The 23,499-nt window shown below is 46.9% G+C and carries 20 protein-coding genes; 5 read left to right on the plus strand and 15 right to left on the minus strand.

Annotated features, from left to right (window positions below):
• Positions 1-285: 285 nt before the first annotated feature.
• The 12 genes from cyoE to R2S67_RS18790 form a co-directional block, all read right to left on the minus strand.
• A complete protein-coding gene (gene cyoE, locus R2S67_RS18735; protein ID WP_220458597.1) occupies positions 286-1,200 on the minus strand; it encodes a heme o synthase in 915 nt (304 codons plus the stop codon).
• Positions 1,161-1,472 carry a cytochrome o ubiquinol oxidase subunit IV gene (gene cyoD / locus R2S67_RS18740; RefSeq protein WP_005375783.1) on the minus strand — a complete coding sequence of 104 codons (312 nt, stop codon included), beginning with the start codon at positions 1,470-1,472 and terminating at the stop codon, positions 1,161-1,163. The genes cyoE and cyoD overlap by 40 nt, the downstream gene beginning before the upstream one ends.
• A complete protein-coding gene (gene cyoC, locus R2S67_RS18745) occupies positions 1,472-2,074 on the minus strand; it encodes a cytochrome o ubiquinol oxidase subunit III (protein ID WP_005375782.1) in 603 nt (200 codons plus the stop codon). Before cyoC ends, cyoD begins: the two co-directional genes overlap by 1 nt.
• Entirely contained in the window at positions 2,064-4,100 is a 2,037-nt protein-coding gene (gene cyoB, locus R2S67_RS18750) for a cytochrome o ubiquinol oxidase subunit I (RefSeq protein ID WP_005375781.1), read from the minus strand. Before cyoB ends, cyoC begins: the two co-directional genes overlap by 11 nt.
• A 5-nt stretch (positions 4,101-4,105) precedes the next feature.
• The gene (gene cyoA / locus R2S67_RS18755) at positions 4,106-4,987 is read right to left on the minus strand and encodes a ubiquinol oxidase subunit II (protein ID WP_317346608.1); all 882 of its coding nucleotides are present in this window, start codon (positions 4,985-4,987) and stop codon (positions 4,106-4,108) included.
• Between the two features lie 793 nt (positions 4,988-5,780).
• On the minus strand, positions 5,781-6,539 hold the full coding sequence (locus R2S67_RS18760; RefSeq protein ID WP_317346610.1) for an SDR family oxidoreductase: 759 nt from the start codon (positions 6,537-6,539) through the stop codon (positions 5,781-5,783).
• A 110-nt stretch (positions 6,540-6,649) separates the two neighbouring features.
• On the minus strand, positions 6,650-7,555 hold the full coding sequence (gene mmsB, locus R2S67_RS18765) for a 3-hydroxyisobutyrate dehydrogenase (RefSeq protein ID WP_005390978.1): 906 nt from the start codon (positions 7,553-7,555) through the stop codon (positions 6,650-6,652).
• 2 nt (positions 7,556-7,557) lie between these two features.
• Complete coding sequence (locus R2S67_RS18770; protein WP_317346612.1) at positions 7,558-8,706, minus strand: enoyl-CoA hydratase/isomerase family protein; 1,149 nt, start codon at positions 8,704-8,706, stop codon at positions 7,558-7,560.
• Positions 8,707-8,714: 8 nt separating this feature from the next.
• Positions 8,715-9,500 (minus strand): enoyl-CoA hydratase, encoded by a 786-nt coding sequence (locus tag R2S67_RS18775; RefSeq protein WP_317346613.1) that lies wholly within the window; start codon positions 9,498-9,500, stop codon positions 8,715-8,717.
• A gap of 38 nt (positions 9,501-9,538) precedes the next feature.
• Positions 9,539-10,693: an acyl-CoA dehydrogenase family protein gene (locus R2S67_RS18780; protein WP_317346614.1), complete on the minus strand. Its 1,155-nt coding sequence runs from the start codon at positions 10,691-10,693 to the stop codon at positions 9,539-9,541.
• A gap of 19 nt (positions 10,694-10,712) precedes the next feature.
• A complete protein-coding gene (locus R2S67_RS18785; RefSeq protein WP_317346651.1) occupies positions 10,713-12,206 on the minus strand; it encodes a CoA-acylating methylmalonate-semialdehyde dehydrogenase in 1,494 nt (497 codons plus the stop codon).
• A 23-nt stretch (positions 12,207-12,229) separates the two neighbouring features.
• Positions 12,230-13,441 (minus strand): thiolase family protein, encoded by a 1,212-nt coding sequence (locus R2S67_RS18790; protein WP_317346616.1) that lies wholly within the window; start codon positions 13,439-13,441, stop codon positions 12,230-12,232.
• Between the two features lie 277 nt (positions 13,442-13,718).
• On the opposite strand from R2S67_RS18790, the gene R2S67_RS18795 reads away from it, so the two are divergent.
• From R2S67_RS18795 to R2S67_RS18815, 5 genes are all read left to right on the plus strand, one after another.
• A complete protein-coding gene (locus R2S67_RS18795) occupies positions 13,719-14,093 on the plus strand; it encodes a MerR family transcriptional regulator (RefSeq protein WP_012842485.1) in 375 nt (124 codons plus the stop codon).
• A gap of 66 nt (positions 14,094-14,159) precedes the next feature.
• Complete coding sequence (locus R2S67_RS18800) at positions 14,160-15,329, plus strand: isovaleryl-CoA dehydrogenase (protein WP_317346619.1); 1,170 nt, start codon at positions 14,160-14,162, stop codon at positions 15,327-15,329.
• A gap of 25 nt (positions 15,330-15,354) precedes the next feature.
• Positions 15,355-16,959 (plus strand): carboxyl transferase domain-containing protein, encoded by a 1,605-nt coding sequence (locus R2S67_RS18805; RefSeq protein ID WP_317346621.1) that lies wholly within the window; start codon positions 15,355-15,357, stop codon positions 16,957-16,959.
• A 29-nt stretch (positions 16,960-16,988) separates the two neighbouring features.
• On the plus strand, positions 16,989-17,828 hold the full coding sequence (locus R2S67_RS18810) for an enoyl-CoA hydratase-related protein (RefSeq protein WP_048625205.1): 840 nt from the start codon (positions 16,989-16,991) through the stop codon (positions 17,826-17,828).
• Positions 17,828-18,736: a hydroxymethylglutaryl-CoA lyase gene (locus R2S67_RS18815; RefSeq protein ID WP_317346653.1), complete on the plus strand. Its 909-nt coding sequence runs from the start codon at positions 17,828-17,830 to the stop codon at positions 18,734-18,736. Before R2S67_RS18810 ends, R2S67_RS18815 begins: the two co-directional genes overlap by 1 nt.
• Before the next feature lie 8 nt (positions 18,737-18,744).
• Here the strand turns inward: R2S67_RS18815 and R2S67_RS18820 are convergent, their stop codons facing one another.
• The 3 genes from R2S67_RS18820 to R2S67_RS18830 all read right to left on the minus strand — a co-directional run bounded on the left by R2S67_RS18820 (position 18,745) and on the right by R2S67_RS18830 (position 23,471).
• Positions 18,745-19,296: a DUF2301 domain-containing membrane protein gene (locus tag R2S67_RS18820; protein WP_226420790.1), complete on the minus strand. Its 552-nt coding sequence runs from the start codon at positions 19,294-19,296 to the stop codon at positions 18,745-18,747.
• Between the two features lie 40 nt (positions 19,297-19,336).
• Entirely contained in the window at positions 19,337-20,215 is an 879-nt protein-coding gene (locus tag R2S67_RS18825) for a DMT family transporter (protein WP_048625206.1), read from the minus strand.
• Positions 20,216-20,423: 208 nt separating this feature from the next.
• Positions 20,424-23,471 carry an FAD-binding and (Fe-S)-binding domain-containing protein gene (locus R2S67_RS18830; RefSeq protein ID WP_317346624.1) on the minus strand — a complete coding sequence of 1,016 codons (3,048 nt, stop codon included), beginning with the start codon at positions 23,469-23,471 and terminating at the stop codon, positions 20,424-20,426.
• Positions 23,472-23,499 lie beyond the last annotated feature (28 nt).

Raw genomic sequence — 23,499 nt, forward strand, 5'->3', positions numbered from 1 at the left:
TCATATGGCAAATAGAGTTATTGCGCTGTTTATACTTTTTAGCTCAATAGTCGCTATCTCTTGGCATTATTACGCGTCAGCGGAAACGCGCGATCCACTATGTTTTACACACTGGTTGTTTTTGCTTTTAGATATGAATACGTGATAGTGAAGCTAGAGGAGAAACAGGAAAAACAGGGAAAATAAAGGACAATAGAAAGTTAAATGACCTTACTTCTAGGTAAGGTCATTCATGCATTCAGCAGCAAAAGATATTAGCGCGTAGCAAACGCTTAGGTCTGGTTGTTACAGAGCTAGAGGAATCAACTCGACACCAAGCACACCACTAATCCCCATCACCACTAGCAGTGAGACTTTAAACACCGACTTTGACCAAGCGATGTAGTTGCTGTCATCAATGCTGCGAAAAGTCACTTTCGTCCACATAAAGCAAACGACCGCTGCAACCGCTAAGTATTCATACCCGGCTTCACCAAGTAAAAATAACCCCAACGATACGGCCCCAAACGCCACGACATACGCTTTCATGTGTCGATGCGCTTTATGAATGCCCTCTTTAACTGGTAATACGGGAATCCCGGCTTCTCGGTAGTCTTGCATGCGGAACATGGCAATCGCGTACGAGTGCGGCATTTGCCAGAGACAGAACATGGTAAAGAGTAAAATCGCTTCCAAGCTAATAAAGTTTGTTACCGCTAAATAACCCACTAATGGCGGGACTGCACCTGAAATACTTCCCACTAAGGTTCCATACACCGAGTTACGTTTGTACCACATCGTGTAAAAGAACACGTAATACACGTAGCCAAGCAAAACGACGACAGCGGATAGTGGGTTCACTCGGATAAATAACAGTGCGGTTCCTACCAGCAATAAAGCAAGCGCATAAACAAACGCAATATCGATATTGATGTTGCCTTTCACTGTTTCACGATTTCGTGTACGTGCCATCTTTTGGTCGATATCACGATCGAAAATATTATTCACCACACAACCTGAAGCGATGACTAACCCCACACCAACTAACGTTGTAACGAACAACATTAGACTGGCTGGTTCTGTTTTTGCGGCGAGGAAGAACCCCGCCGCAACAGAAATCAGGTTGCCGAAAATAATGCCCGGTTTGGTGATAGACAAATAACTTTTCAGCATACCTTGGCCTACAACTTCATGTTGACGTTCATGTTGTAGATGATCCATACCGAGCCAGCGATAAGGATAAGTACAACAATGGCGGTAAACATCAGTGATACAAGGTTCCAACGTCCGTCGGATGTTTTTGTTTCCATGTGCAAGAAGTATTTAAAGTGAACAAATATCTGCACTAATGCACATCCAAATAGAATCGCATAGGTCGTTGTATCTGGTAATGATTTCGTCCAAACAAAGTAGAACGGAATTACCGTCAGAATCAGTGAGGCAATAAAGCCTTTCACGTAATCTGACGAACTGGTTTCTACATGTTGATCCATTACATTACCCCCAGTAAGTAAACGATGGTAAAGACACAAATCCAAACGATATCTAGAAAGTGCCAGAATAGGCTTAAGCAGTTAAAGCGCATTGCCATATTGTCGTTCAGACCTTTCGTCGACAGTTGATGATACGCTACCGCTAACCAAATCAGACCAAAGGTTACGTGCAGGCCGTGCGTACCAACCAACGTAAAGAATGCCGATAGGAATGCACTTGTTTGTGGCCCATAGCCTTCTTCAATCAGGTGATGGAACTCATAGACCTCCATACAGATAAAGCCAAGACCAAGCGCGAACGTGACTAACATCCAACGTTTGAGACCAGCAACGTTGTTGCGCTTCATCGCGATAATGCCAAAACCAAATGTGATACTGCTAAACAGCAGCAGCATGGTTTCGACAAACACGAATGGGAGTTCGAAAATGTCTTTACCTGTTGGGCCCGCAATTGAATTGCTCGACAGCACAGCGTAAGTCGCGAACAAGGTCGCAAACAATACACAGTCACTCATCAGGTAAACCCAAAAGCCAAATAGCTTGTTGCCATTCGTGTCATGGTGGTGATCATGGTCGTGATGTGCTGCGATATTAGTTTGCATACGTCACCTCCAGATCATCTTTACTTTCGCTGTCTTTCACTGAGTTTTTCTTCGCTTCTTCAAGCTGAGCTCGACGCTCGGCCTCAATTGCTTTGATCTCTTCAACTTCCACGTAGTAATCCACGTCATCGTTGTAGCTGTGCTGAATACACGTCACGATAATACCGACCAAACTTGCTGCCGCTAGCCACCAGATGTACCAAATCATGCCGAAGCCAAATAGGAGCGACCAAGCCGACACGTAGATGCCTGTTGCCGTGTTTTTTGGCATATGAATACGTTCGTATTCCACTTCTTTAGTTGGATCGAACTCGCCACTTTGTTTCTGGTACCAGAAGGCATCCAGCACATCACCTTTTGGCAGGTGTGCAAAGTTGTAGAACGGCGGTGGAGACGATGTTGCCCACTCAAGAGTACGACCACCCCACGGATCACCAGTTAGGTCACGGTTTTGCTCGCGGTCACGGATACTCACGTAAATTTGGATGAACTGAGACAATACGCCCAGTGCAATCACAACCGTACCTGCTGCGGCAATCGACAACAGTGGGAAGTATTCAGGGTTGATGTCTTGGCTTAAACGACGAGTCATACCCATAAAGCCCAGCGCGTAAAGCGGTAGGAACGCCATTAAGAAACCAATAATCCAAAGATAGAACGCACGTTTGCCCCAAGTTTCATTCATGGTGAAACCTGTCGCTTTCGGGAACCAGTAAGTGATCGCAGCGAAACATCCAAACACCACACCACCGATGATAACGTTGTGGAAGTGAGCAATCAGGAATACTGAGTTATGCAGAACGAAATCTGCGCCCGGAACAGCCATTAGTACGCCTGTCATACCACCAACAGTAAAGGTGATCAGGAAGCCCACCGTCCACATCATTGGCGTCGTAAAGCGGATGCGGCCTTTGTACATGGTGAATAGCCAGTTGAAGATCTTCACCCCAGTTGGGATAGAAATGATCATCGTGGCAATACCAAAGAAGGCATTTACGTTCGCGCCAGACCCCATCGTAAAGAAGTGGTGTAGCCAAACGACAAACGCAAGAATCGTGATAACTACGGTAGCCCAAACTAGCGATGTGTAACCGAACAGCTTTTTACGTGAAAAGGTTGCGGTGACTTCTGAGAACACACCAAAAATTGGCAAGATCAAAATGTACACTTCTGGGTGGCCCCAAGCCCAAATCAGGTTGACGTACATCATTACGTTGCCGCCAAGATCATTGGTAAAGAAGTGCATGCCTAGGTATCTATCCAGCGTTAGCAGAGCGATAGTCACCGTCAGGATTGGGAATGAAATGATGATCAAAATGTTTGCACATAGAGATGCCCAAGTGAAAACTGGCATCTTCATCATTGGCATAGACGGTGTACGCATACGCAAAATGGTCGCGAAGAAGTTCACGCCTGTTAACGTCGTACCAACACCTGATATCTGCAGCGCCCAAATCCAATAGTCGACCCCGACTCCTGGGCTAGCCTCAATACCTGAAAGCGGCGGATACGCCAACCAGCCGGTACGACCAAATTCACCTAAGCCGAGAGACATGTTTGTTAGGATTACACCAACAACAAACAGCCAGAAGCTCAAGTTATTCAGATACGGGAAAGCTACGTCACGCGCACCAATCTGTAATGGCACGATGATGTTCATCAGACCAATAACCAATGGCATCGCTACGAAGAAGATCATGATCACGCCATGGGCAGTAAAAATTTGATCGTAGTGATGCGGTGGTAAGTAACCTGCTTCACCCGCAGAAGAAAGGAGTTGCTGACTACGCATCATGACTGCGTCAGCAAAACCACGAACAAGCATCACCATCGCTACTGCGATGTACATGAAGCCAAGTTTTTTATGGTCTACTGAAGTAAACCATTCATTCCACAAATATTGCCACTTTCCGGCTTTGGTTACCGCGTAAACTACGGCTAAACCAACCAGCGCCACAACCGCTAAGGTGATGACGATAATAGGTTCGTGGAATGGAACTGAATCAAGAGTTAATCTTCCAAACATTACGATTATCCTTGGTTTTCAGGCAAACAGTTCATTGAACCAGGATGCTGAGTCACAACGTCGGTGAACAAGAACGGAGGAACGCTAGAGAACAAAGTGACTGGCTCTGCGATACTTGGCGCTGCCAGTGAGCTGTATTGCTCCCAATCTTCAATACGATCAGGGCTCGCCTTCACTTTCTGCACCCAATTTAGGAACGCAGCACGATCAGACATTGCAGATGCTGTGAACTTCATTTGCGAAAAGCCTTCGCCGCTGTAGTTCGATGCAAAACCCTTGTAGTCACCTTCGTGGTTCGCTATCAGGTTGAGCTTGGTTACCATGCCTGGCATCGCGTAGATCTGTGTACCTAAGCGAGGGATGAAAAACGCGTTCATGATGTTGTCCGAAGTCAGTTTGAACTGCACTGGCACGTCTTTCGGGAACGCCACATAGTTCACCGTCGCAATGTTTTCTTCTGGATAGATGAACAACCATTTCCAATCGAGTGACACCACTTCGATCGTCATTGGTTTAACATCACTTTCCAATGGTTTGGAGGGCTCTAGTTCATGAGTCGAACGCCATGTGATCGTCGCAAGAATCGCAATGATGATGATTGGAACTGTCCATACCACCACTTCGATTTTGGTCGAGTGTGACCACTCGGGAGCGTACTCTTCTTCAGTGTTAGAGGCGCGGTATCGGTAAGCGAAGTAAATCGTCATTAAAATCACAGGGATTACAACGATCAACATCAGCAAAAGAGCAGTAATAATTAGCTCTTTTTCCTGCACACCAATGGCACCTTTGGGGTCAAGTAAAGCTGAATTACATCCTGAGAGCATAAGTATGACGGACGCCAAACTTCCCCTCGACAAGATGCGTTTATATCTTGAGGCTTCCATTAACTTTCTCGATGGTTGTCTGGTTTCAAAACAAATGCCAATCACAGTAAATAAGAGCTCAGAAACAGCGCAGGGGAAATGTTTGATAAAAAGGCAAAAATTTTGATAAGTAGTTATTCTACTCACAAATTTTTCAGCGCCGTTATCAAGCATCTTAACCCGCTAGAATGAACAATTACTTGCTACGATTGGTATCAAGCTAAGAACCAGTTGTTATAGTCATTAGAATGTTTATGTGTTGAGCATGAGTAACGTCGGGATCAGAGCGAAACAAAACGGAATTGAGTGGAGATCAAAACCACACTATTAGTGTGAGTTTATTGTTACACTTTGAAACACAATGTTACATTTGGCGCATTATGAGGAGTAAAAAGTTAAAGCTCATTAGCCACAACTGGAAACTAACCTTCCATTAATGAAACCCACACACTTAAAATAGGAGATTAACCTCAACACGAATTTCACGTGTTTCACAGTTAATGTCTTTTGAAACAGACAGTTGCAAATTCATTTTGATGAGACTGACTATCAACTGCATTTACATAGATAGCTTGATTACGAAGGGGAAATTAAAAGTGGAAAATTGTGATCAATGTCAAATTAATGATTTCACTTAGTATTTGAGTGGTATTTACTTCTCATTATTTACTTTTGGTAAACCATTCGCAGGGCGAATCCAAACATGAGTAATAAACACACTTACGTTGCCCAGAACTGGCTCTCGGCAAAATAGGAAATGTTGAAAGGGAAAGAAGCTTATCATTCCGGTCTGTGGGACCTAACCCTAGAGCTTTTACATACGAATGCCGCCATCCACTTCTAAAACTCTGCCAGTAAAGTAATCACTCTCAAGAATGTATTTTACTGCATGCGCGATTTCACTTGTTTCACCCATCCTTCCAATTGGGATCATCTTTTCTAGCCGTTCTATGGCTTCTGGTTTCATTTGCTCTGCCATCGCGGTATGTACCACACCTGGTGCAATCGCCGCCGCGCGGATACCGTATCTTGCTAACTCACGGGCCCACGTTGTCGCCATGGTTGCGACCGCCGCTTTAGATGCAGAATAATTGGTTTGACCGATATTCCCTGCTCTCGCGACACTAGAAATATTGATGATAACGCCTTGTGAACCGCTCTCAATCATCTTGACGGCAGCTTCACGCCCACACAAAAATGTCCCCGTAACGTTGACGTTCATGACCAAATTGAATTTATCCAAAGACATCTTACTGATCACGCCGTCTTTTGATTTTACAAGTAACCCATCTCTTAGCACGCCAGCGTTATTGACTAGCCCATTGAGTTGGCCAAAATCTTGGATAACCGCTTCAAACGTGTTTTCAACATCGATTTCGCTCGTTACATCCACTTGATAAGTCAACGCTTTTGCGCTCAGCATTCGGCACTGCTCTTGCGTTTCCATTAAGCCGCTAGCGTTTACATCTAATAACGCTAAATCTGCACCGGCTTGAGCAAGCGTAATTGCCATCATTTGCCCAAGTCCCTGCCCTGCACCTGTAATGGCAATGACACTATTTTTAATATCCATAGTTACTGCACTCCGTCGCTAATAATGTTCCCTATTTCAAGCCTGTTTAGGAGGTCCGAAATGATGAGTTTTACTTCACCATTTCAGACGGCTTTGTAGCAAAACTCAGTCTAGCCCTTCTTACTCTTGTAAAACTCAAACAAGCTTGAGAAGTCGAGCTCGCCATGGCCGCTCGCGTTGTGGAAAGAATATAAATTACGCGCCAGTGAGCCCATCGGAACCGAAGAGTGTGTTTGTAACGCCGCATCTAACCCCAAACCGAGATCTTTCAACATGAGTTTGCTCATAAAGCCCGGTTGGTAATCGTTGCTGGCTGGTGCACTGTCCATCACTCCTGGGCAAGGATTGTAAAGCTCCAATGCCCAATTTCGGCCAGAGCTTTGCAGCATGATGTTTGATAACACTTTGGGATCGAGCCCATGATCGATACCTAGATTTAACGCCTCGCACGTACCAGACATTAAAATGCCGAGCATCAGGTTATTACAGATTTTCGCCATTTGACCATCGCCCGCTTTACCGGCATGGAAAACATTTTTACCCATGTACTGCAAAATGGCATTGGCTTTAGAAAACGCTTCATCCGAGCCACCAACAATAAAGGTTAATGTCGCCGCTTTAGCGCCGGCAACGCCACCCGAAACGGGCGCGTCGACAAACAGCACGCGTTTATTTGCCGCTTCATTGGCGACTAATCGCGCAGAGTCCGGATCAATGGTTGAACAATCAATCATCAAGGTACTTGGCGAGACAAGATTGAGGACACCTACGCCGCCGTGTAAGTCACCAAGATACACGGAACGAACGTGAGAACCTGCTGGTAGCATCGTGATGACTGTGCTTGCACCATCCACGACTTCCTCAATAGAGCTCGCCACCACCGCACCAAAAGGTGCAAGTTGCTTTGCCGCTTCGCTATCGACATCAAATACTTGCACGTTAAATCCAGACGCTAATAAGTTTTGCGCCATCGGATGCCCCATTCTTCCTAAACCGATAAATGCGATGGTACTCATGATCATTCTCCTTCTTGACCTAGTGTTTGTTCACCCAAATCAGCAAGCGGATGTTCGTCATCCGGCCAAAGTGAGGTAAACAAGGTATCGATGACATCTTCATCGACTTCACTGACACTGTTAAACATCCAGTTAGGTTCGCCATCCCGGTCAATAAGCCGAGAACGGACGCCCTCTTTAAACTCACCTAATAAGGCGCTGCGAACCGATAAACTCAGCTCCAAGCGGAAGCAATCTGCAAGTGGTAAGCTGTGGTATTCTTTCACTTGTCTGAAGCAAATATGCGCGGTGATCGGACTGCCCGCGGCGAACGTTTGTTTCGCGTTTTCTATCCACTGACTGTTCCCTTCGATAGCCATGATTCGCTGTGCTATTGCATTAAGATCAAAGCCTTTGCACGCTTCCTCTATCTGATCTAAGTATGGACAAATTTGCGTGGTTGGTTTGCTATCAATAACCTGTTCTTCCATTAATTGTAGTAGCGCAGTTACCAACTCTTTCGCATCTTCTTTGCCCCACTGGAGCCGCTTTAGCTCATCCAGTAAGGTGGGATACTGCTCTTCCAACAGTAACCAATCGGCCAAACCAATGGTGACAGCGTCACTTGAATTCACCATTGAACCTGTCAATCCGAGGAATAAACCCACTTGCGGATCTATCTGGCTTAAAAACCACGTACCTCCCACATCAGGATACAGTCCGATATTGATTTCTGGCATAGCAAGGCGTGATGTTGTTGTCACAACTTTATGGCTGGTTCCCATAAAAAGCCCCATCCCACCACCCATGACAATACCTTCTCCCCAGCCGATAATAGGTTTGTTGTAAGTGTGGATGAGATAGTCACACTCATACTCCAACGAGAAATAGTCCGTACAGAACTCTACGATTTTTTCTTTACTCTCGTTATGCATGACGTGATACATAGCTCGAACATCGCCACCAGCGCAGAATGCTTTTTCTCCAGCGCCGGTTAGTACCACACAAGTCACATGCGGATCATCTTGCCACTTGATAAGCTGATCGTTGAGTTGGACCAACATGTCATACGTCAATGCATTCAATGAAGCGGTGTTGTCTAACGTTGCGATACCAATGCGGTGCACGCCATCTAAGCACTCTATTTCACTAATGGTTACCATCCCTGCCATGTGGCCTCCTATCGGTTTTTCCATTGCGGTGGGCGTTTTTCTAAAAAGGCGCGAACACCCTCAACTTGATCTTCCGTATCAAAAAGATTCAGAAACAACTCTCGCTCTTTCATTAAGCCGTGCTTAAGTGGCGCAGAGCGCATATTTTGAATGAGCGCCTTACATGCGGCGACAGAAGATGGTGACTGGTTCGCAACAGATTCAGCAAGCTCCAACGCTTTACTTAAAGCTTCGCCTTTGGGAACTAACTCCTCAGCCAAGCCTAGTTCTTTTGCTTTGTCAGCGTTGACTTGTTCTCCACATAAAATGATGCGCTTTGCCCAGCCTTCCCCTACTAACGCTGTGAGGTTTTGGGTACCGCCAGCGCAGGGCAAAAGTCCAACTTTGGCTTCAGGTAAAGCAAGTATCGCTTGCTCTTCAACTACTCGAATATCGCAAGCTAATGCCACTTCTAAACCTCCGCCCATGGCGTAACCATTAATGGCGGCAATGGAAACACCACGGAATTCCGAGAGCGTTTCAAAAGCTTCACCAAAGCATCGCGCCATGTCTAACGCAACCGCTTTGTCACCATCAGAAAATAGCTTGAGATCCGCACCAGCAGAAAAAAACTTTTCTCCACTGCCGGTTAAAACCAGTGCATAGACCTGCTTATCATTGTTAAGTGTGAGTATGAGCGACTTCAATGCCTTGAGGCTCTCTGCTGTCCACGTATTGGCTGGCGGGTTGTTCATCGTCACCACCGCAACGTGATTAGTGATCGTATGTTGAATGGCTTCTTGGGTTAATGGCATATATGAATCCTTTCTCAATGAACAAATCCAATACTTCGCTACAGCAAGGTCGACTCCTCAGAGAGCAAACGGCGCGCGATGATTAAACGCATAATTTCGTTCGTTCCCTCCAGAATTTGATGCACACGCACATCTCTGAAATGACGTTCCATTGGATACTCTTTGATATAACCATAGCCGCCATAAAGCTGCAGCGCTTGGTCGCAAACCTGAAAGCTCACATCGGTTGCGAACCGTTTTGCCATCGCGCAATAAGCAGTGGCATCTGGGTCATTTCGGTCGAGCTTACTGGCGGCATAGCGCACCAACTGCCGCGCAGCCACTAGCTCTGTCGCCATGTCTGCCAATTTGAATTGTAAGGCTTGAAACTGCGCAAGCGGCTTGCCGAACTGCTTACGCTCCTGAATGTACCGTGCCGCCTGATTAAGGGCCTGTTGAGCCGTACCGACGGAGCAGGTCGCAATATTTATACGCCCTCCATCAAGCCCTTTCATCGCAAAGACAAAACCTTGCCCTTCTTCGCCCAGTAAATGGCTAGCTGGAATAACGACATTCTCAAAAGTAACCGCTCGTGTTGGTTGACTGTTCCAACCCATTTTGGGTTCTTTGCGCCCATAGCTGATGCCATCTGCTTGAGCAGGAACGACAAATGCAGACACGCCTTTGGCACCCGCTTCTCCAGTTCTCGCCATCACGACCAAAACATCTGTCTCTCCTGCGCCAGAGATAAAGGTTTTGCCACCGTTGAGCACATACTTATCCCCCTTTTTTGTAGCGGAAGTGGTCAGTGCAGCGGCGTCTGATCCTGCGTTGGGCTCGGTTAAGCAATAGGAGCCTAACCATTCCCCCGTAACTAACTTCGGGCAGAACTGCGTTTTGGCTTCATCGGTAGCAAAACTGGCTATCATCCAACTGACCATGTTGTGAATCGTCATAAACGCCGTAGTGGACGTACATCCCATGGCCAGTTGTTCAAAGATAATTGAAGCATCCAAGCGACTCAGCCCTAGGCCACCTTGCGCTTCTGGAGTGTAGAGGCTCAGGAAGCCTAACTCTCCAGCCTCTCTCAATACGTCTTTGGGGAAGATCTGTTTTTCATCCCACTCCGCCGCCATCGGCGCTAAACGCTCATCGGCAAATTGCTGAGCGGTATCGGCAAATGCACGTTGATCTTCATTAAGTTCAAAGTCCATAAAAACTCCTTCTATTCACTCAGCGCAGTTGGATGGTCAAATTGGGCCCCGTTGGAATATCGTCATCAAACCAACGTGCCGTCACCGTTTTAGTCTCGGTATAAAAACGTACCGCTTGTTTACCATACGCATGCAAATCGCCATAGAAACTGCCTCTCCAGCCTGTAAAAGAGAAAAATGGCAAAGGTACCGGAATAGGCACATTGATCCCGACCTGACCGACTTGAATGTCATGCTGATATTTTCTTGCAGCAGCGCCATTAGCCGTAAAAATGGAAGTGCCGTTCCCGTATGGGTTGCGATTCACCAACTCAATGGCCTCTTGCAACGTTTCGACTTCCATACAAACTAAAACAGGGCCAAATATCTCTTGCGTGTAAATCGACATATTCGCTGTTACACCGCTAAACAAGGTTGGGCCAATCCAGTTTCCATCGGGAAAGCCTTCCACTTCACACTGACTGCCATCCAGTTCACACACTGCGCCTTGTTGTTTGCCATCTTCAATTAGGTCCAATACGCGTTGTTTAGCTTGCTCACTGATCAGTGGGCCATAAGCAGCTTGCTCATCGTCCCAAGGCCCTGGGTGTACTTTCGCCATTGCCTGTTTGAGGTCTGTAATCCATTGTTTTGAATCGCCGACAAATACCGCAACAGAAATTGCCATACAACGCTGCCCCGCCGCCCCAACGGAGGCCCCCACTAGGTTATTCACCACTTGTTCCTTGTTCGCATCAGGCATGATCACCATGTGATTTTTAGCACCAGCAAAAGCTTGAACGCGTTTAAAGTGTTTCGTACCCGTGGTGTAGATATAACGGGCAACAGGAACCGAGCCAACAAATGACACCGTTCGAATGTCAGGATGAGCCAGTAGAAAGTCGACTTGGTCTTTGCAACCGTGAACGATTTGCAACACTCCTTTCGGCGCGCCAGCTTGCTCAAATAGTTCGGCTAAACGAATAGAGGTCAACGGCACTTGTTCGGAGGGTTTAAGCACAAACGTATTGCCCGCAGCGATAGCGATTGGGAACATCCACAACGGAATCATGGCAGGAAAGTTAAATGGCGTAATGCCGCAACACACACCTAGGGGCTGAATCATTGAGTAACTATCAATGTCCGTGGCAACGTTTTCGACGGTTTCGCCCATCATGTTGCTGGCAATGTTTGCAGCCTGCTCAACAACCTCTATGCCTCGCCACACATCGCCTTTAGCATCCGCTAAAATCTTACCCGTTTCATGAGAAAGCAGTGTGGCAAGCTCGTCATGATGTTCTTTGAGAAGGTGCTGATAACGAAGCATGACTCTGGCACGTTCGGATACTGCCACTTCCTTCCAGGATTGGAATGTCTCTTTCGCATTATCAATGGCGGCTTCCATCTCGTGATCCGTTGAGCAGGGAACGTACGCAATGACATCATTAGTGGCAGGGTTGGTCACCTCAACCCAATCCGAAGTTTGAGATTCACGAAACTCGCCACCAATAAACAAGGGAACCAAACGAGTCATCATTTACTCCTTTCTGATTTCAATTAAAGCGGTATTTCAATGCCTATCGCCGTTGCCTCTCCACCACCGATACAAAGTGTCGCAACGCCTCGCATCACTTTTTTGGCGTCTAGATCACCGTCGGTACCTAAAGCTTGTAGCTGACGCAAACTATGAATCAATGTCACCAGAATTCGTGCGCCACTTGCGCCTATCGGATGCCCGAGTGCACACGCTCCGCCTTTAATATTGACTTTGCTCATATCAAGCCCAAGTTCTGCTACCGCGATTTGTGTCACGACAGCAAAGGCTTCATTGATTTCCCACAGATCCACTTCGTCAATTGACCAATCCAACTGGGACAACAACTGTTCAATCGCATAAACGGGAGCCAAAGTATATTCAGCAGGTTTTCTGGCGTGTGTGGCGTGAGACTTGATAACGGCGAGTGGCTCAAGACCTTGGTGGATCGCAGTCTCTTCATCCATTAGAACAAGCGCTGCAGCGCCATCGGAAATCGCACTCGAATTCGCAGCGGTCACCGTGCCTTTTTTATCAAATGCAGGTTTGAGTTGAGGGATTTTATCCAGATCAATCGAGCGCGGGTGCTCATCGTAATCCAGCGTTCCTTGTTCAGACTTGGTGTTGAATTCAATCGGTGAGAGCTCGTCTGCAAATAAGCCTCGCTCTTGAGCTTCCAACGCACGTTTTGCCGACATCACTGCCCATTCGTCCATTTGCTCTCTGGTAAACTTAAGCCTGTCTGCGACGTGCTGAGCATAAACACCCATTAAGTGCCCTTCGTACGCATCTTGCAATCCATCGAGAAACATGTGGTCATACGTCGACTGGTGGCCCATGCGCATTCCCTTTCTCGCCTCTTTCAATAAATACGGCGCATTGGTCATACTCTCCATACCACCAGCAATGGCCGTTCGAATAGTTCCAGCTTTGATAAGATCGTGCGCCAACATGACGCTCTTCATGCCGGAACCACACACTTTATTGATAGTCGTGCACCCTACACTCATGGGTAAATCCGCACCAATTGCCGCTTGTCTCGCCGGGGCTTGCCCACAACCCGCAGGGAGCACACATCCCATGAAGACTTCATCTACAGATGTCACATTCACTTCGTGCATTGCCGCCTTGATCGCCAGTGCGCCTAATTGGGGAGCGGAGTAAGTTTGCAACTTTCCTTGAAAGCGCCCGATCGGCGTTCTCTTCGCGCTGACAATCCAGATGTCTTTTTCCATGATTCGCATTCCCTTGAGGTATATGTGAACACTAGACTGACTGATAACGCCCTTGCATGACATTGCTTACCAAGTGCTACGCCAGTCTTTGTCGCCCTTTCTCACTGACAAACTTTCATACTGCGATTTCTTGACGTTTACGTAAGCATAGCACTAGCCTTTACAATGAGATGAAAAAACACACCAAGTAGGCGTTTATCTTTCAAAATTTGCGTTCGGCCTTTCCGTTGAAGGTTCGATTTCCAGAAACTGGATTTTTATTCGAGGTAAGTATGTTATGGAAAAATACAAGATCAGTGACCTCGCCAAGGAGTTTGATATTACCACTCGCAGTATCCGGTTTTATGAGGACGTAGGTCTGATTGAACCAGAGCGAAAAGGCAACATGCGCGTTTATCAACGCAGAGATAAAATTCGTCTCAAACTGATTTTAAGAGGGAAACGGCTCGGTTTTTCACTGGCAGAAATTCGTGAACTTTTCGAGCTCTATGACATGCAACAAACCGAAGGACAGTTATTGAAAATGCTCAATATCATTGAAGAGAAACAAGCCGTCCTACAACAGCAACTCAATGACATTAGCGTCGTAATGGCAGAGTTGAATGCCGCTAAAGAACGCTGTATTCAAACACTCAAAAGCAAAGAGACATAACCGCTATACTCAAATAGCGACACTGCAATCGGCTTTTCCACCTTACCTCTGATATCGGGAGACGTTATGAAAAGCACCTACGCCCCACTGAATTTCGGACTTGGTGATACCATCGATATGCTCCGAGACCACGTTAATGCCTTTGCTACGGAACATATTGCTCCCATCGCCGCAGATATAGACCGCGATAACCAGTTTCCGAAGCATTTGTGGCCTTTGTTTGGAGATATGGGGTTGCTCGGTGTCACCGTCGATGAAGAACTTGGTGGTGCAGGCATGGGATACCTTGCTCACGTTGTAGCGATGGAAGAGATCAGCCGAGCCTCTGCCTCCGTCGCTTTAAGCTACGGCGCTCATTCTAATCTGTGCGTCAATCAGATCTTTCGCAATGGCACGCCTTCTCAACGCAAGAAATACCTTCCCAAACTCATCGATGGTACACACGTTGGCGCCCTAGCTATGAGTGAGCCCAATGCAGGTTCAGACGTGATAAGCATGCAACTGAAAGCAGAGAACAAGGGCGACCATTTTGTACTGAATGGCAACAAAATGTGGATCACCAACGGTCCCGACGCTGACATAGTGGTGCTTTACGCTAAAACGGATGTCAATGCAGGTTCACGAGGTATTACCGCATTCATTGTTGAACGCAACGTCGAAGGTTTCAGCCATGCTCAAAAGCTGGACAAACTAGGCATGAGAGGCTCGAACACTTGCGAACTTGTGTTTAACAATTGCGTAGTGCCGAAAGAGAATATTCTTGGCGATCTGAATCAAGGCGTCGAGGTGTTAATGAGTGGACTAGATTACGAGCGCGTCGTCCTCGCTGCCGGACCACTCGGGATAATGCAAGCTTGCATGGACATTGTGGTCCCGTACGTACATGAACGAGAGCAGTTTGGAAAATCCATTGGCGAGTTTCAGTTAGTTCAGGGCAAGATCGCCGATATGTACTCTCGAATGAGTGCAGCAAAAGCGTATGTATATACCGTCGCAGCGGCTTGTGATCGAGGTAACGCAACACGCAAAGATGCCGCAGGAGCGATTCTGTACAGTGCAGAACTCGCCACACAAATGGCACTTGATGCAATACAGTTGCTCGGTGGGAATGGCTACATCAATGAATACCCTGCTGGTCGTTTGCTACGTGATGCAAAGCTTTATGAAATCGGCGCGGGTACCTCAGAGATTCGCCGCATGTTAATAGGCCGAGAACTGTTCGAAGAATCTCGCTAAGGGAACATACGACAAGGAAGTCATTATGGCCATTATCAAAAGTAAAACTAAGCCAACTGACGAGTTATTTCTTTCCAATAAAGCTGCAATGGAAACGTTAGTCACTCAACTGAATCAACACATCGAGACCATCAAACAGGGAGGCGGTGAAAAAGCCATTCAGCACCAGAGGCAAAAAGGAAAACTCCCCGCCCGAGAACGCATCGCGCGCTTGCTTGATGACAACACTGACTTTCTTGAAATCAGCCAGTTTGCCGCCTGGCAAATGTATGACGAATCCATCCCCTGCGCTGGCGTTATCGCCGGCATTGGTTTCATAGCGGGGATTCAATGTATGGTCATCGCCAACGATGCTTCGGTAAAAGGCGGAACCTACTACCCACTCACGGTAAAAAAACACCTTAGAGCGCAAGAGATAGCCCAACGTTGCCAACTCCCCTGCGTATACTTGGTGGACTCCGGTGGCGCAAATCTCCCTCATCAGTCCGACGTCTTCCCCGACAAAGAACACTTTGGTCGCATTTTCTTTAACCAAGCGAGGATGTCAGCAAAAGGCATCCCTCAGGTTGCTGTTGTGATGGGACTTTGCACTGCTGGGGGCGCATATGTTCCTGCCATGGCGGATGTGTCCATTATGGTCAAAGAGCAAGGCACCATATTTTTGGCGGGACCGCCTCTAGTTAAAGCGGCCACTGGCGAAGTCGTGACGGGTGAAGAGCTCGGCGGTGCAGACGTGCATTGTCGTAAATCTGGTGTTGCTGATTATTACGCTGAAAATGATGAGCATGCCCTAATGCTTGCCCGAGAAGCCATTGCCAATGCCAATAGAGCGATACCGATTAAGCCGGAAAACACCGTGCTACCTCCCCGCTACGATGCTGAAGAAATCTACGGAATCGTGAATGCCAACTTACGACTATCATTCGACGTTCGAGAAATCATTGCCCGCATCGTCGATGATTCTGATTTTGACGAATTCAAAGCCTTGTACGGCAGAACGTTAGTGTGTGGCTTTGCTCGCGTTCACGGACACTTGATCGGCATTGTGGCAAACAACGGCATCTTGTTTTCTGAATCGGCACAAAAAGGCGCGCACTTTATTGAACTTTGCGCCAAACGGAAAACACCGCTTCTCTTTCTCCAAAACATTACCGGATTTATGGTTGGGAAAAAGGTGGAAGAAGAAGGCATCGCAAAACATGGCGCCAAGCTGGTGATGGCCGTCGCTTGTGCTGACGTACCAAAGTTTACCGTGATCATCGGTGGGTCGTACGGCGCTGGCAATTATGGCATGTGCGGCCGAGCTTATGATCCAACCATGATGTGGATGTGGCCGAACGCGCGTATTTCTGTGATGGGCGGAGAACAAGCGGCAGGCGTCTTAACACAAGTTCGAAAAGACGCGAAGGAACGCCAGGGAGAAGCGTGGTCAGAGCAAGAAGAACACACTTTTAGAGAATCAATCATAGACTTGTATGAAACACAAGGACATCCCTATTTTGCGAGCGCTCGGCTATGGGATGACGGAATTATTGACCCCAAACAAACGCGTCAGGTGTTGAGTCAAGCGCTAACTGCAGCATTAAATGCCCCCATTCCTGATAGCGAGTTTGGCGTCTTCAGAATGTAAATATCCAGAGATAAATTAAGGAAGTAAGTATGCAGGAAATGCAACCAAGCATTATTCCCAACGCCCAAAGACAAGATGATGTTCTTTGGCATGTCGATGACAATGGCGTAGCGACCATCACTCTAAACAGAACAGCCAAGCACAATGCTTTTGATGCTTGTACGATCGACTTGCTGATCCACCGCCTAGATTATCTCGCTTTACGAACGGATGTGCGATGCTTGGTATTAAAAAGTAACGGCAAGCACTTTTCATCCGGGGCCGACCTGAATTGGATGCAGTCGATGGCCGACAGCACGAGGCAAGATAATTTCGTTGATGCCCAAAACTTGGCAAGACTCATGGAAACACTAGATTCGTTCCCTCAACCCACCATCGCGGTTGTACAAGGCTCCGCTTATGGCGGCGCGCTGGGATTGATTTGTTGCAGTGATATCGCCATCGCGAGCCAATGTGCCAACTTTTGCTTAAGTGAAGTTAAGCTTGGTTTAGTTCCGGCAACCATTGCACCCTACGTCATGCGCGCGATGGGGAATCGACAAGCTAGACGTTATATTTTAAGTGGTGAAGTCATTTCAGCCGAGGATGCCGAACGGTTTGGTATTGTGCACGAAGTGAAAGAAGCCAAACAACTTGAAAATGCGGTCGATAGCGTGATCAAGACGTTACTACTTAATAGCCCAGATGCGATGCGTAAAGCGAAAACGCTCTGTCACCAATGTCATCAAAACCCCATCGATCAACAACTGATTCACTATACTAGCAAGCTCATTGCGGACATTAGGGTATCGCCACAAGGCCAAGATGGCTTGCAAGCGTTTCTTGAAAAACGAAGCCCAAGTTGGGTAACCAAATCACAGGACAAGTAATGCTGCCTTCCAAAGTAAATATTGTCGAAGTAGGTCCACGAGATGGATTGCAAAATGAATCTCCTGTTGCGACCCAGACTAAAATCCGGTTGATCAACTTACTCTCTGATACTGGGCTAACGCATATTGAGGCGGGCTCTTTTGTTTCGCCCAAATGGGTGCCACAAATGGCGGACTCAACAGAGGTCATGAAAGCAATAACAAGGCGAAATCATGTTACTTATTCTGCCCTGACACCAAACCTAAAAGGCTTCGAACAAGCCTTGGAGGCTGGTGCCAATCAGGTCGCAATTTTCACTTCATCATCAGAAGGATTCTGCCAACACAATATCAATTGCTCGATTGCAGAAAGTTTAACTCGCTTCGAGCCTGTAATGCGATTAGCCACCAAACACGGCATCCCTGTTCGAGGTTATCTATCCTGCGTTGCCGGTTGCCCTTACGACGGTCCAACAGCCCCTAAACAGGTGGCGAGCGTGACCAAATCCCTCATCGATTTAGGGTGCTATGAGGTGTCTCTAGGTGACACCATCGGCACAGGCACGCCAAATCGAATTGCTGCTATGCTGGAAGCCGTCATGTTGGTTACACCTCTCCCCCAGCTTGCTGTCCATTTCCACGATACATGGGGACAAGCGCTCGCCAATATTCATCAAGCATTGAGTATGGGCATCAATACCATCGACAGCAGTGTAGCTGGGCTGGGTGGATGCCCATACGCTCATGGTGCCTCGGGGAATGTCGCGACGGAGGATGTACTGTATTTATGCCAAGGATTAGGGATCGAAACGGGGATCGACTTGGAGCTGTTAGCAAAAGCTGGCTGGATGATCAGCGAAGAGCTTAATCGAGAACCCACGTCAAAAGTATCGCTAGCTTTGCGTAACCGTATGACACCTCTAACGTAAGACGTTTATTAAACCTCGTAGTTTGCTTTAATACCAATATCAAAATGAAGTGGCATCCGCCACTTTGATATAGACAGGAAACCCATAATTAAGCCAGACAACCCTGTCGCAATAGTCGCTACCGTCAGTATTTCGAAACAAAACGCAAAGGTTGCGATGGCAAGTAGCACTGGCACCGCTTTCAAGCCTGGAACTTTAAAACAAAAGGACTCTTTCAGCGCCACACCGGAAAAAGTGACAAAGACAAAACCAAGAGAAAGCCACACGCGGGATAAGTCTGGATCGCTCACCATGAAGAGCAGTCCCACCCAAGTTGACCAGCTGATGACAGTACGCACAGTTTTACTGTAGACATGGATATTTGCTGCAGTTAATACACCTGCAATGGCGATGAGCAGCAACACATTTCGATCATAAAATGCCGAACCTTCAATAAGGTGCAAACCCGATATCGTCATCGCGATAAGTCCAAAGGCAAATACGCTAATTCCTAAACGGTATAAACAGACACTTAAAATATCTAAAAAGTCTAGTGATTCCTTATGCTCAGTATTGGCCATGCTTCACTCCTAAATTGTTCCCTACCCACATTTCTTGAAGCTACCTAGGGATAGACAAACGAAATCGCCCGCCAGTACGGTAAATAATAAGAGAAAATAAGATAAGCACACAGCCCACTAGCTTATTTGCCGTTAGCACTTCGCCATACCACAGCACGCTCAGAATGACGGTCCAAACTGGCTCTAATATCATGATCAAGGCAGCATTACCTGCCTGAACAAATTTTTGACCCATGGTTTGCATTACGTAACGCAAGCTCGTCGCTAGCAAAGTGCTCAACGCGAACCACCACCAAATGGAGGAGTCAACCTCTGCCGGAAAAGACTCCATAAAGAAAGAAACCAACAAACCTAAACAACCAGCAGAAAAAAGCTGCACGCAAGTAAGCAGCAACACAGGTAATTTTTGAGAGTATTTACTGTTCACATTAAAATGAAGCGCAAGAACCAGTGCCGCCCCAAGAAACCAAAATTGACTGGCCGATTGCTTCCAACCGCCAACTAAAGAGAGACAGGCGAGACCTAATACCGCGATAGGCAAAGAGAGCCAGAAAATTCGTTGTGGTCGTTGACGAAACATAACCCACGCAACAATAGGCACAAATAGCATGGAGAGACTCATGATAAATGCGCCTTCCCCGAGCGTGTCGCTGATGGAGATGGCGTAAATCCATGTCATAACGGCACTGCCTAACAGGAGCCCGACACCACCAGCAGAAAGCACATCTCTCAAATTCGCTTTCAACAAAGGTCGATAGCACAACGGCAGCAGACAGAGCGATGCAATAGTAAATCGCGCCCCGATAAAGCCGAAAGGTGGTAAACCCTGTATTGTTTCCTTAGAAAAGATCCAACCAAGTGCCGCGATCATCGTTGTCGCAACCAGAATAACCGTCGCTTTGCGTTCTGAGTTAAACATAAGTACTCACAAAATATGGAACACAGTATCGCAGCAAGGGAAGTTTGCTGCGCTGTTGTATCAATTTGAAAGGAGTTTCTGTCGAGCGGAAGTGAAAGCCCAATTCTCTCCTGTGTTGTTAAGCAGATTGAAGTTCTGCGGCCGGATACATTAAAGGCAGGTAAAGTCTTAAGGCAAGCGTTTTCGTATACTAAATTGCCTAAGCATCTTATGCACTAAACAAACTGGCTAAAACTTGGACCGGATGTCGAACTACCTCCCCTTCAAAACGCTTAACTTGACTGCGGCAGGAATATCCCGTGGCTAACACACGCTCGGTGGGCAGGTTCTTTATATTCGGTTTCCAACTCAGCTGATAAATAGCTTCAGACGTACTTTTCTTATCCACTTCATGGCCGAATGTCCCTGCCATGCCACAACATCCCGTAGGTATCACTTGCAGCTTTAAACCAAAGTGATGAAAAATAGACTGCCAAGACTTCTCAGTCTCCGGTACTTTGGTCTTTTCTGTGCAATGCGCCATCAAATACCAAGGCTCTTCGTCTGATAAACTTACTGGCGGCCATTCATTGAGTGTATCCACCAGCCATTCATGAGCCGTATAAACTGTAAACTCGCCCCGCTTTTCTTTTAGAACCTGATGGTATTCATCACGATAACAAAGCACTAAGGCTGCATCGATACCGATCATAGGAATTTCAAGATCAGCAACTTGGTTGAGAAAGTCCGAGGTGTTTTGTGCATTTCTGGCGAATTTCTTAAGGAAACCTTTTACATGTTGAGCTTTCCCATTAGGTTTGAAAGGCAGAACAACAGGGTGTTTCCCTAACCGCTGCAATAACTGAATAAAGTCCGCAACCAACTCGGCTTCATAAAAGCTGGTAAATGGATCTTGAACAATCAAGACGTAATTTTGCTTCACTTCTGGGGAAAGCGATTCTAGATACGCAAAGTCGAACGGGCTCACTCCAAGTGCCTGACATCGACTTTGCAACGTAGGGATCGATAGCACTGGCGAATCAACAAAACCGATGGATGTCTCTAATACTTGCGTAACAGGCCTACTAGATGCAATTTGATTAACCAGCTTGGGAGCTTTTGCCATAATCGGCAACAGTTGCTCAATATTCGACAGCAGATAGTCGCGCAGCGGTCTGCGATAACGCGAGTGATAGACGTGTAAAAAACTTGCTCTAAAATCAGGCACATCAACTTTAACAGGACACTGACTCGCACACGCTTTGCACGCTAGACAGCCATTCATCACCTCATAAACTTCATGCGATAGGTCGTCAGATGTGGGGCGAGATATCAACTTACTCAGCTTCTGAGTCAAAAGCTTAACCGATAATGTTTGATTGAGAAGCTGTTGTTCGTTAGCGAGCAAATCGAAGCCACTGTCATTAAGGCGACGCAGCCATTCACGCATTATCCCAGCCCTCCCTTTCGGAGAGTGGCGACGATCGGCTGTTACTTTAAATGATGGACACATTGGGCTATCAGCATCGTAATTAAAACACAGCCCATTGCCATTGCAAGACAGCACGGGCTTAAGCGACTCTCGGACTTCTACGGGGATCTGACGATCATAGTAGCCACGCTTGGTCGCTGTGACTTTTACCATTTCAGCGTCGCTATTCAGTGGTGTGCAAATCTTCCCCGGATTCATTTTATTGTCGGGGTCAAACGCCGCTTTAATACGCCTTAATTCAGTAAAGAGCTCATCACCAAAGAAGGCTGGTCCATATTCTGAGCGATATCCTTTACCGTGCTCTCCCCACATTAAGCCATTGTATTTTGCCACCAGCGCGACTACATCATCGGACAGTTGATGCATCAACGCTTCTTGCTCAGGGTCACACATATCGAGCGCCGGACGCACGTGAAGGACGCCAGCATCCACATGCCCAAACATGCCATAATGCAGGTTATTGCTGTCTAGCAACGTACGAAACTCCGCGATAAAGTCCGCCAAATTTTCAGGCGGCACACAGGTATCTTCCGCGAATGCAATCGGTTTTGCCTGACCTTTGGTCGCGCCAAGCAGCCCAACCGCTTTCTTGCGCATGCCATAAATAGCTTGGATGTCTTGGGGTTCACGACAGACTTGATAACCGATGATACCACTGCGTCGGTGAGCCATTTCTTTATCGAGAATTGAAAGTAAGCGTTCAACTTTATCCTCAATATCATCGTTGTGACTGCCTGCGAACTCGACAAAGTTAATCCCTTGCATCTCTTTGCCCTGCACATCTGAGATCGCGTGTTTTACCGAGTGCCAGACAATGTCTTCTCTTGCAAGATTAAGCACCTTTGCATCAACCGTCTCTACCGATAGCGCCTCTGCTTCGACCATCAAGGGAGCATTTCGCAATGCAGAGTCAAAACTATCGTATTTAACGTTCACTAACCGTCGCGTGGTAGGTATTCGCGTAAGATTGAGCTTGGCTTCAGTGATAAAAGCTAACGTACCTTCAGAGCCACATAATATTCTCGTGACGTCAAACTCTTCACTCTTGTCGTTTATGGCATTTTTTAGGTCATAACCAGTAAGAAATCGATTCAGAGGAGGAAACTTATCCAGAACCTGTTGACGCTTGTCTCGACAAACTTCCTCCGTAATTTTTAACGCTCGCGATACTACATCACTGTTTAAGCATTTGTTTTGTTGAATTGCTTCGGTATCGAGAACCGAACCATCCGCCAATACGGCTTTGAGCGCCAACACATGATCCGAGGTTTTACCATATTGCAAAGAGCCTTGGCCTGATGCATCGGTATTAATCATCCCACCTAATGTTGCGCGGTTGCTGGTCGACAGATCTGGCGAGAAGAAATAACCATAAGGACGAACGATGTCGTTGAGTTGGTCTTTGACTATCCCAGTTTCCACTCTCACCCAGCCTTCCCGCTCGTTAATCTCTAACACTCGATTCATGTAGCGAGACAGGTCAACCACGATCCCCGAGTTCAATGATTGTCCGTTGGTGCCCGTTCCGCCTCCTCTGGGCGAAAAGGTCAGGTGCTTAAATTCATCACGTGCACTGACCTTGCCAAGTATTACCACATCATGATGGTTGGCAGGAAAGACGACCGACAGAGGAAGTTGCTGGTAGACGCTGTTATCAGTCGCCATGCTCAATCTAGTGGTATAGCGGGCATCAGTATCCCCCTTGAAACCAAGCTGTTTAAGGGTGTTAAAGAACTTGATAACCACAGGATCAGAGGAAACCTGTAGCGGAAGTGCAGGAAGCATAATTTGAATCAGTGCCTTACGGTTGTCT

Source organism: Vibrio sp. T13N, assembly GCF_032970445.1.
Lineage (GTDB): Bacteria > Pseudomonadota > Gammaproteobacteria > Enterobacterales > Vibrionaceae > Vibrio > Vibrio diabolicus.

Bases quoted from the DNA above. Each gene is read 5' to 3' on its own strand.
- cyoE (WP_220458597.1), bottom strand. From the start codon at position 1,200: ATGGATCATCTACAACATGAACGTCAACATGAAGTTGTAGGCCAAGGT.
- cyoD (WP_005375783.1), bottom strand. From the start codon at position 1,472: ATGGATCAACATGTAGAAACCAGTTCGTCAGATTACGTGAAAGGCTTT.
- cyoC (WP_005375782.1), bottom strand. From the start codon at position 2,074: ATGCAAACTAATATCGCAGCACATCACGACCATGATCACCACCATGAC.
- cyoB (WP_005375781.1), bottom strand. From the start codon at position 4,100: ATGTTTGGAAGATTAACTCTTGATTCAGTTCCATTCCACGAACCTATT.
- cyoA (WP_317346608.1), bottom strand. From the start codon at position 4,987: ATGGAAGCCTCAAGATATAAACGCATCTTGTCGAGGGGAAGTTTGGCG.
- R2S67_RS18760 (WP_317346610.1), bottom strand. From the start codon at position 6,539: ATGGATATTAAAAATAGTGTCATTGCCATTACAGGTGCAGGGCAGGGA.
- mmsB (WP_005390978.1), bottom strand. From the start codon at position 7,555: ATGAGTACCATCGCATTTATCGGTTTAGGAAGAATGGGGCATCCGATG.
- R2S67_RS18770 (WP_317346612.1), bottom strand. From the start codon at position 8,706: ATGGCAGGGATGGTAACCATTAGTGAAATAGAGTGCTTAGATGGCGTG.
- R2S67_RS18775 (WP_317346613.1), bottom strand. From the start codon at position 9,500: ATGCCATTAACCCAAGAAGCCATTCAACATACGATCACTAATCACGTT.
- R2S67_RS18780 (WP_317346614.1), bottom strand. From the start codon at position 10,693: ATGGACTTTGAACTTAATGAAGATCAACGTGCATTTGCCGATACCGCT.
- R2S67_RS18785 (WP_317346651.1), bottom strand. From the start codon at position 12,206: ATGACTCGTTTGGTTCCCTTGTTTATTGGTGGCGAGTTTCGTGAATCT.
- R2S67_RS18790 (WP_317346616.1), bottom strand. From the start codon at position 13,441: ATGGAAAAAGACATCTGGATTGTCAGCGCGAAGAGAACGCCGATCGGG.
- R2S67_RS18795 (WP_012842485.1), top strand. From the start codon at position 13,719: ATGGAAAAATACAAGATCAGTGACCTCGCCAAGGAGTTTGATATTACC.
- R2S67_RS18800 (WP_317346619.1), top strand. From the start codon at position 14,160: ATGAAAAGCACCTACGCCCCACTGAATTTCGGACTTGGTGATACCATC.
- R2S67_RS18805 (WP_317346621.1), top strand. From the start codon at position 15,355: ATGGCCATTATCAAAAGTAAAACTAAGCCAACTGACGAGTTATTTCTT.
- R2S67_RS18810 (WP_048625205.1), top strand. From the start codon at position 16,989: ATGCAGGAAATGCAACCAAGCATTATTCCCAACGCCCAAAGACAAGAT.
- R2S67_RS18815 (WP_317346653.1), top strand. From the start codon at position 17,828: ATGCTGCCTTCCAAAGTAAATATTGTCGAAGTAGGTCCACGAGATGGA.
- R2S67_RS18820 (WP_226420790.1), bottom strand. From the start codon at position 19,296: ATGGCCAATACTGAGCATAAGGAATCACTAGACTTTTTAGATATTTTA.
- R2S67_RS18825 (WP_048625206.1), bottom strand. From the start codon at position 20,215: ATGTTTAACTCAGAACGCAAAGCGACGGTTATTCTGGTTGCGACAACG.
- R2S67_RS18830 (WP_317346624.1), bottom strand. From the start codon at position 23,471: ATGCTTCCTGCACTTCCGCTACAGGTTTCCTCTGATCCTGTGGTTATC.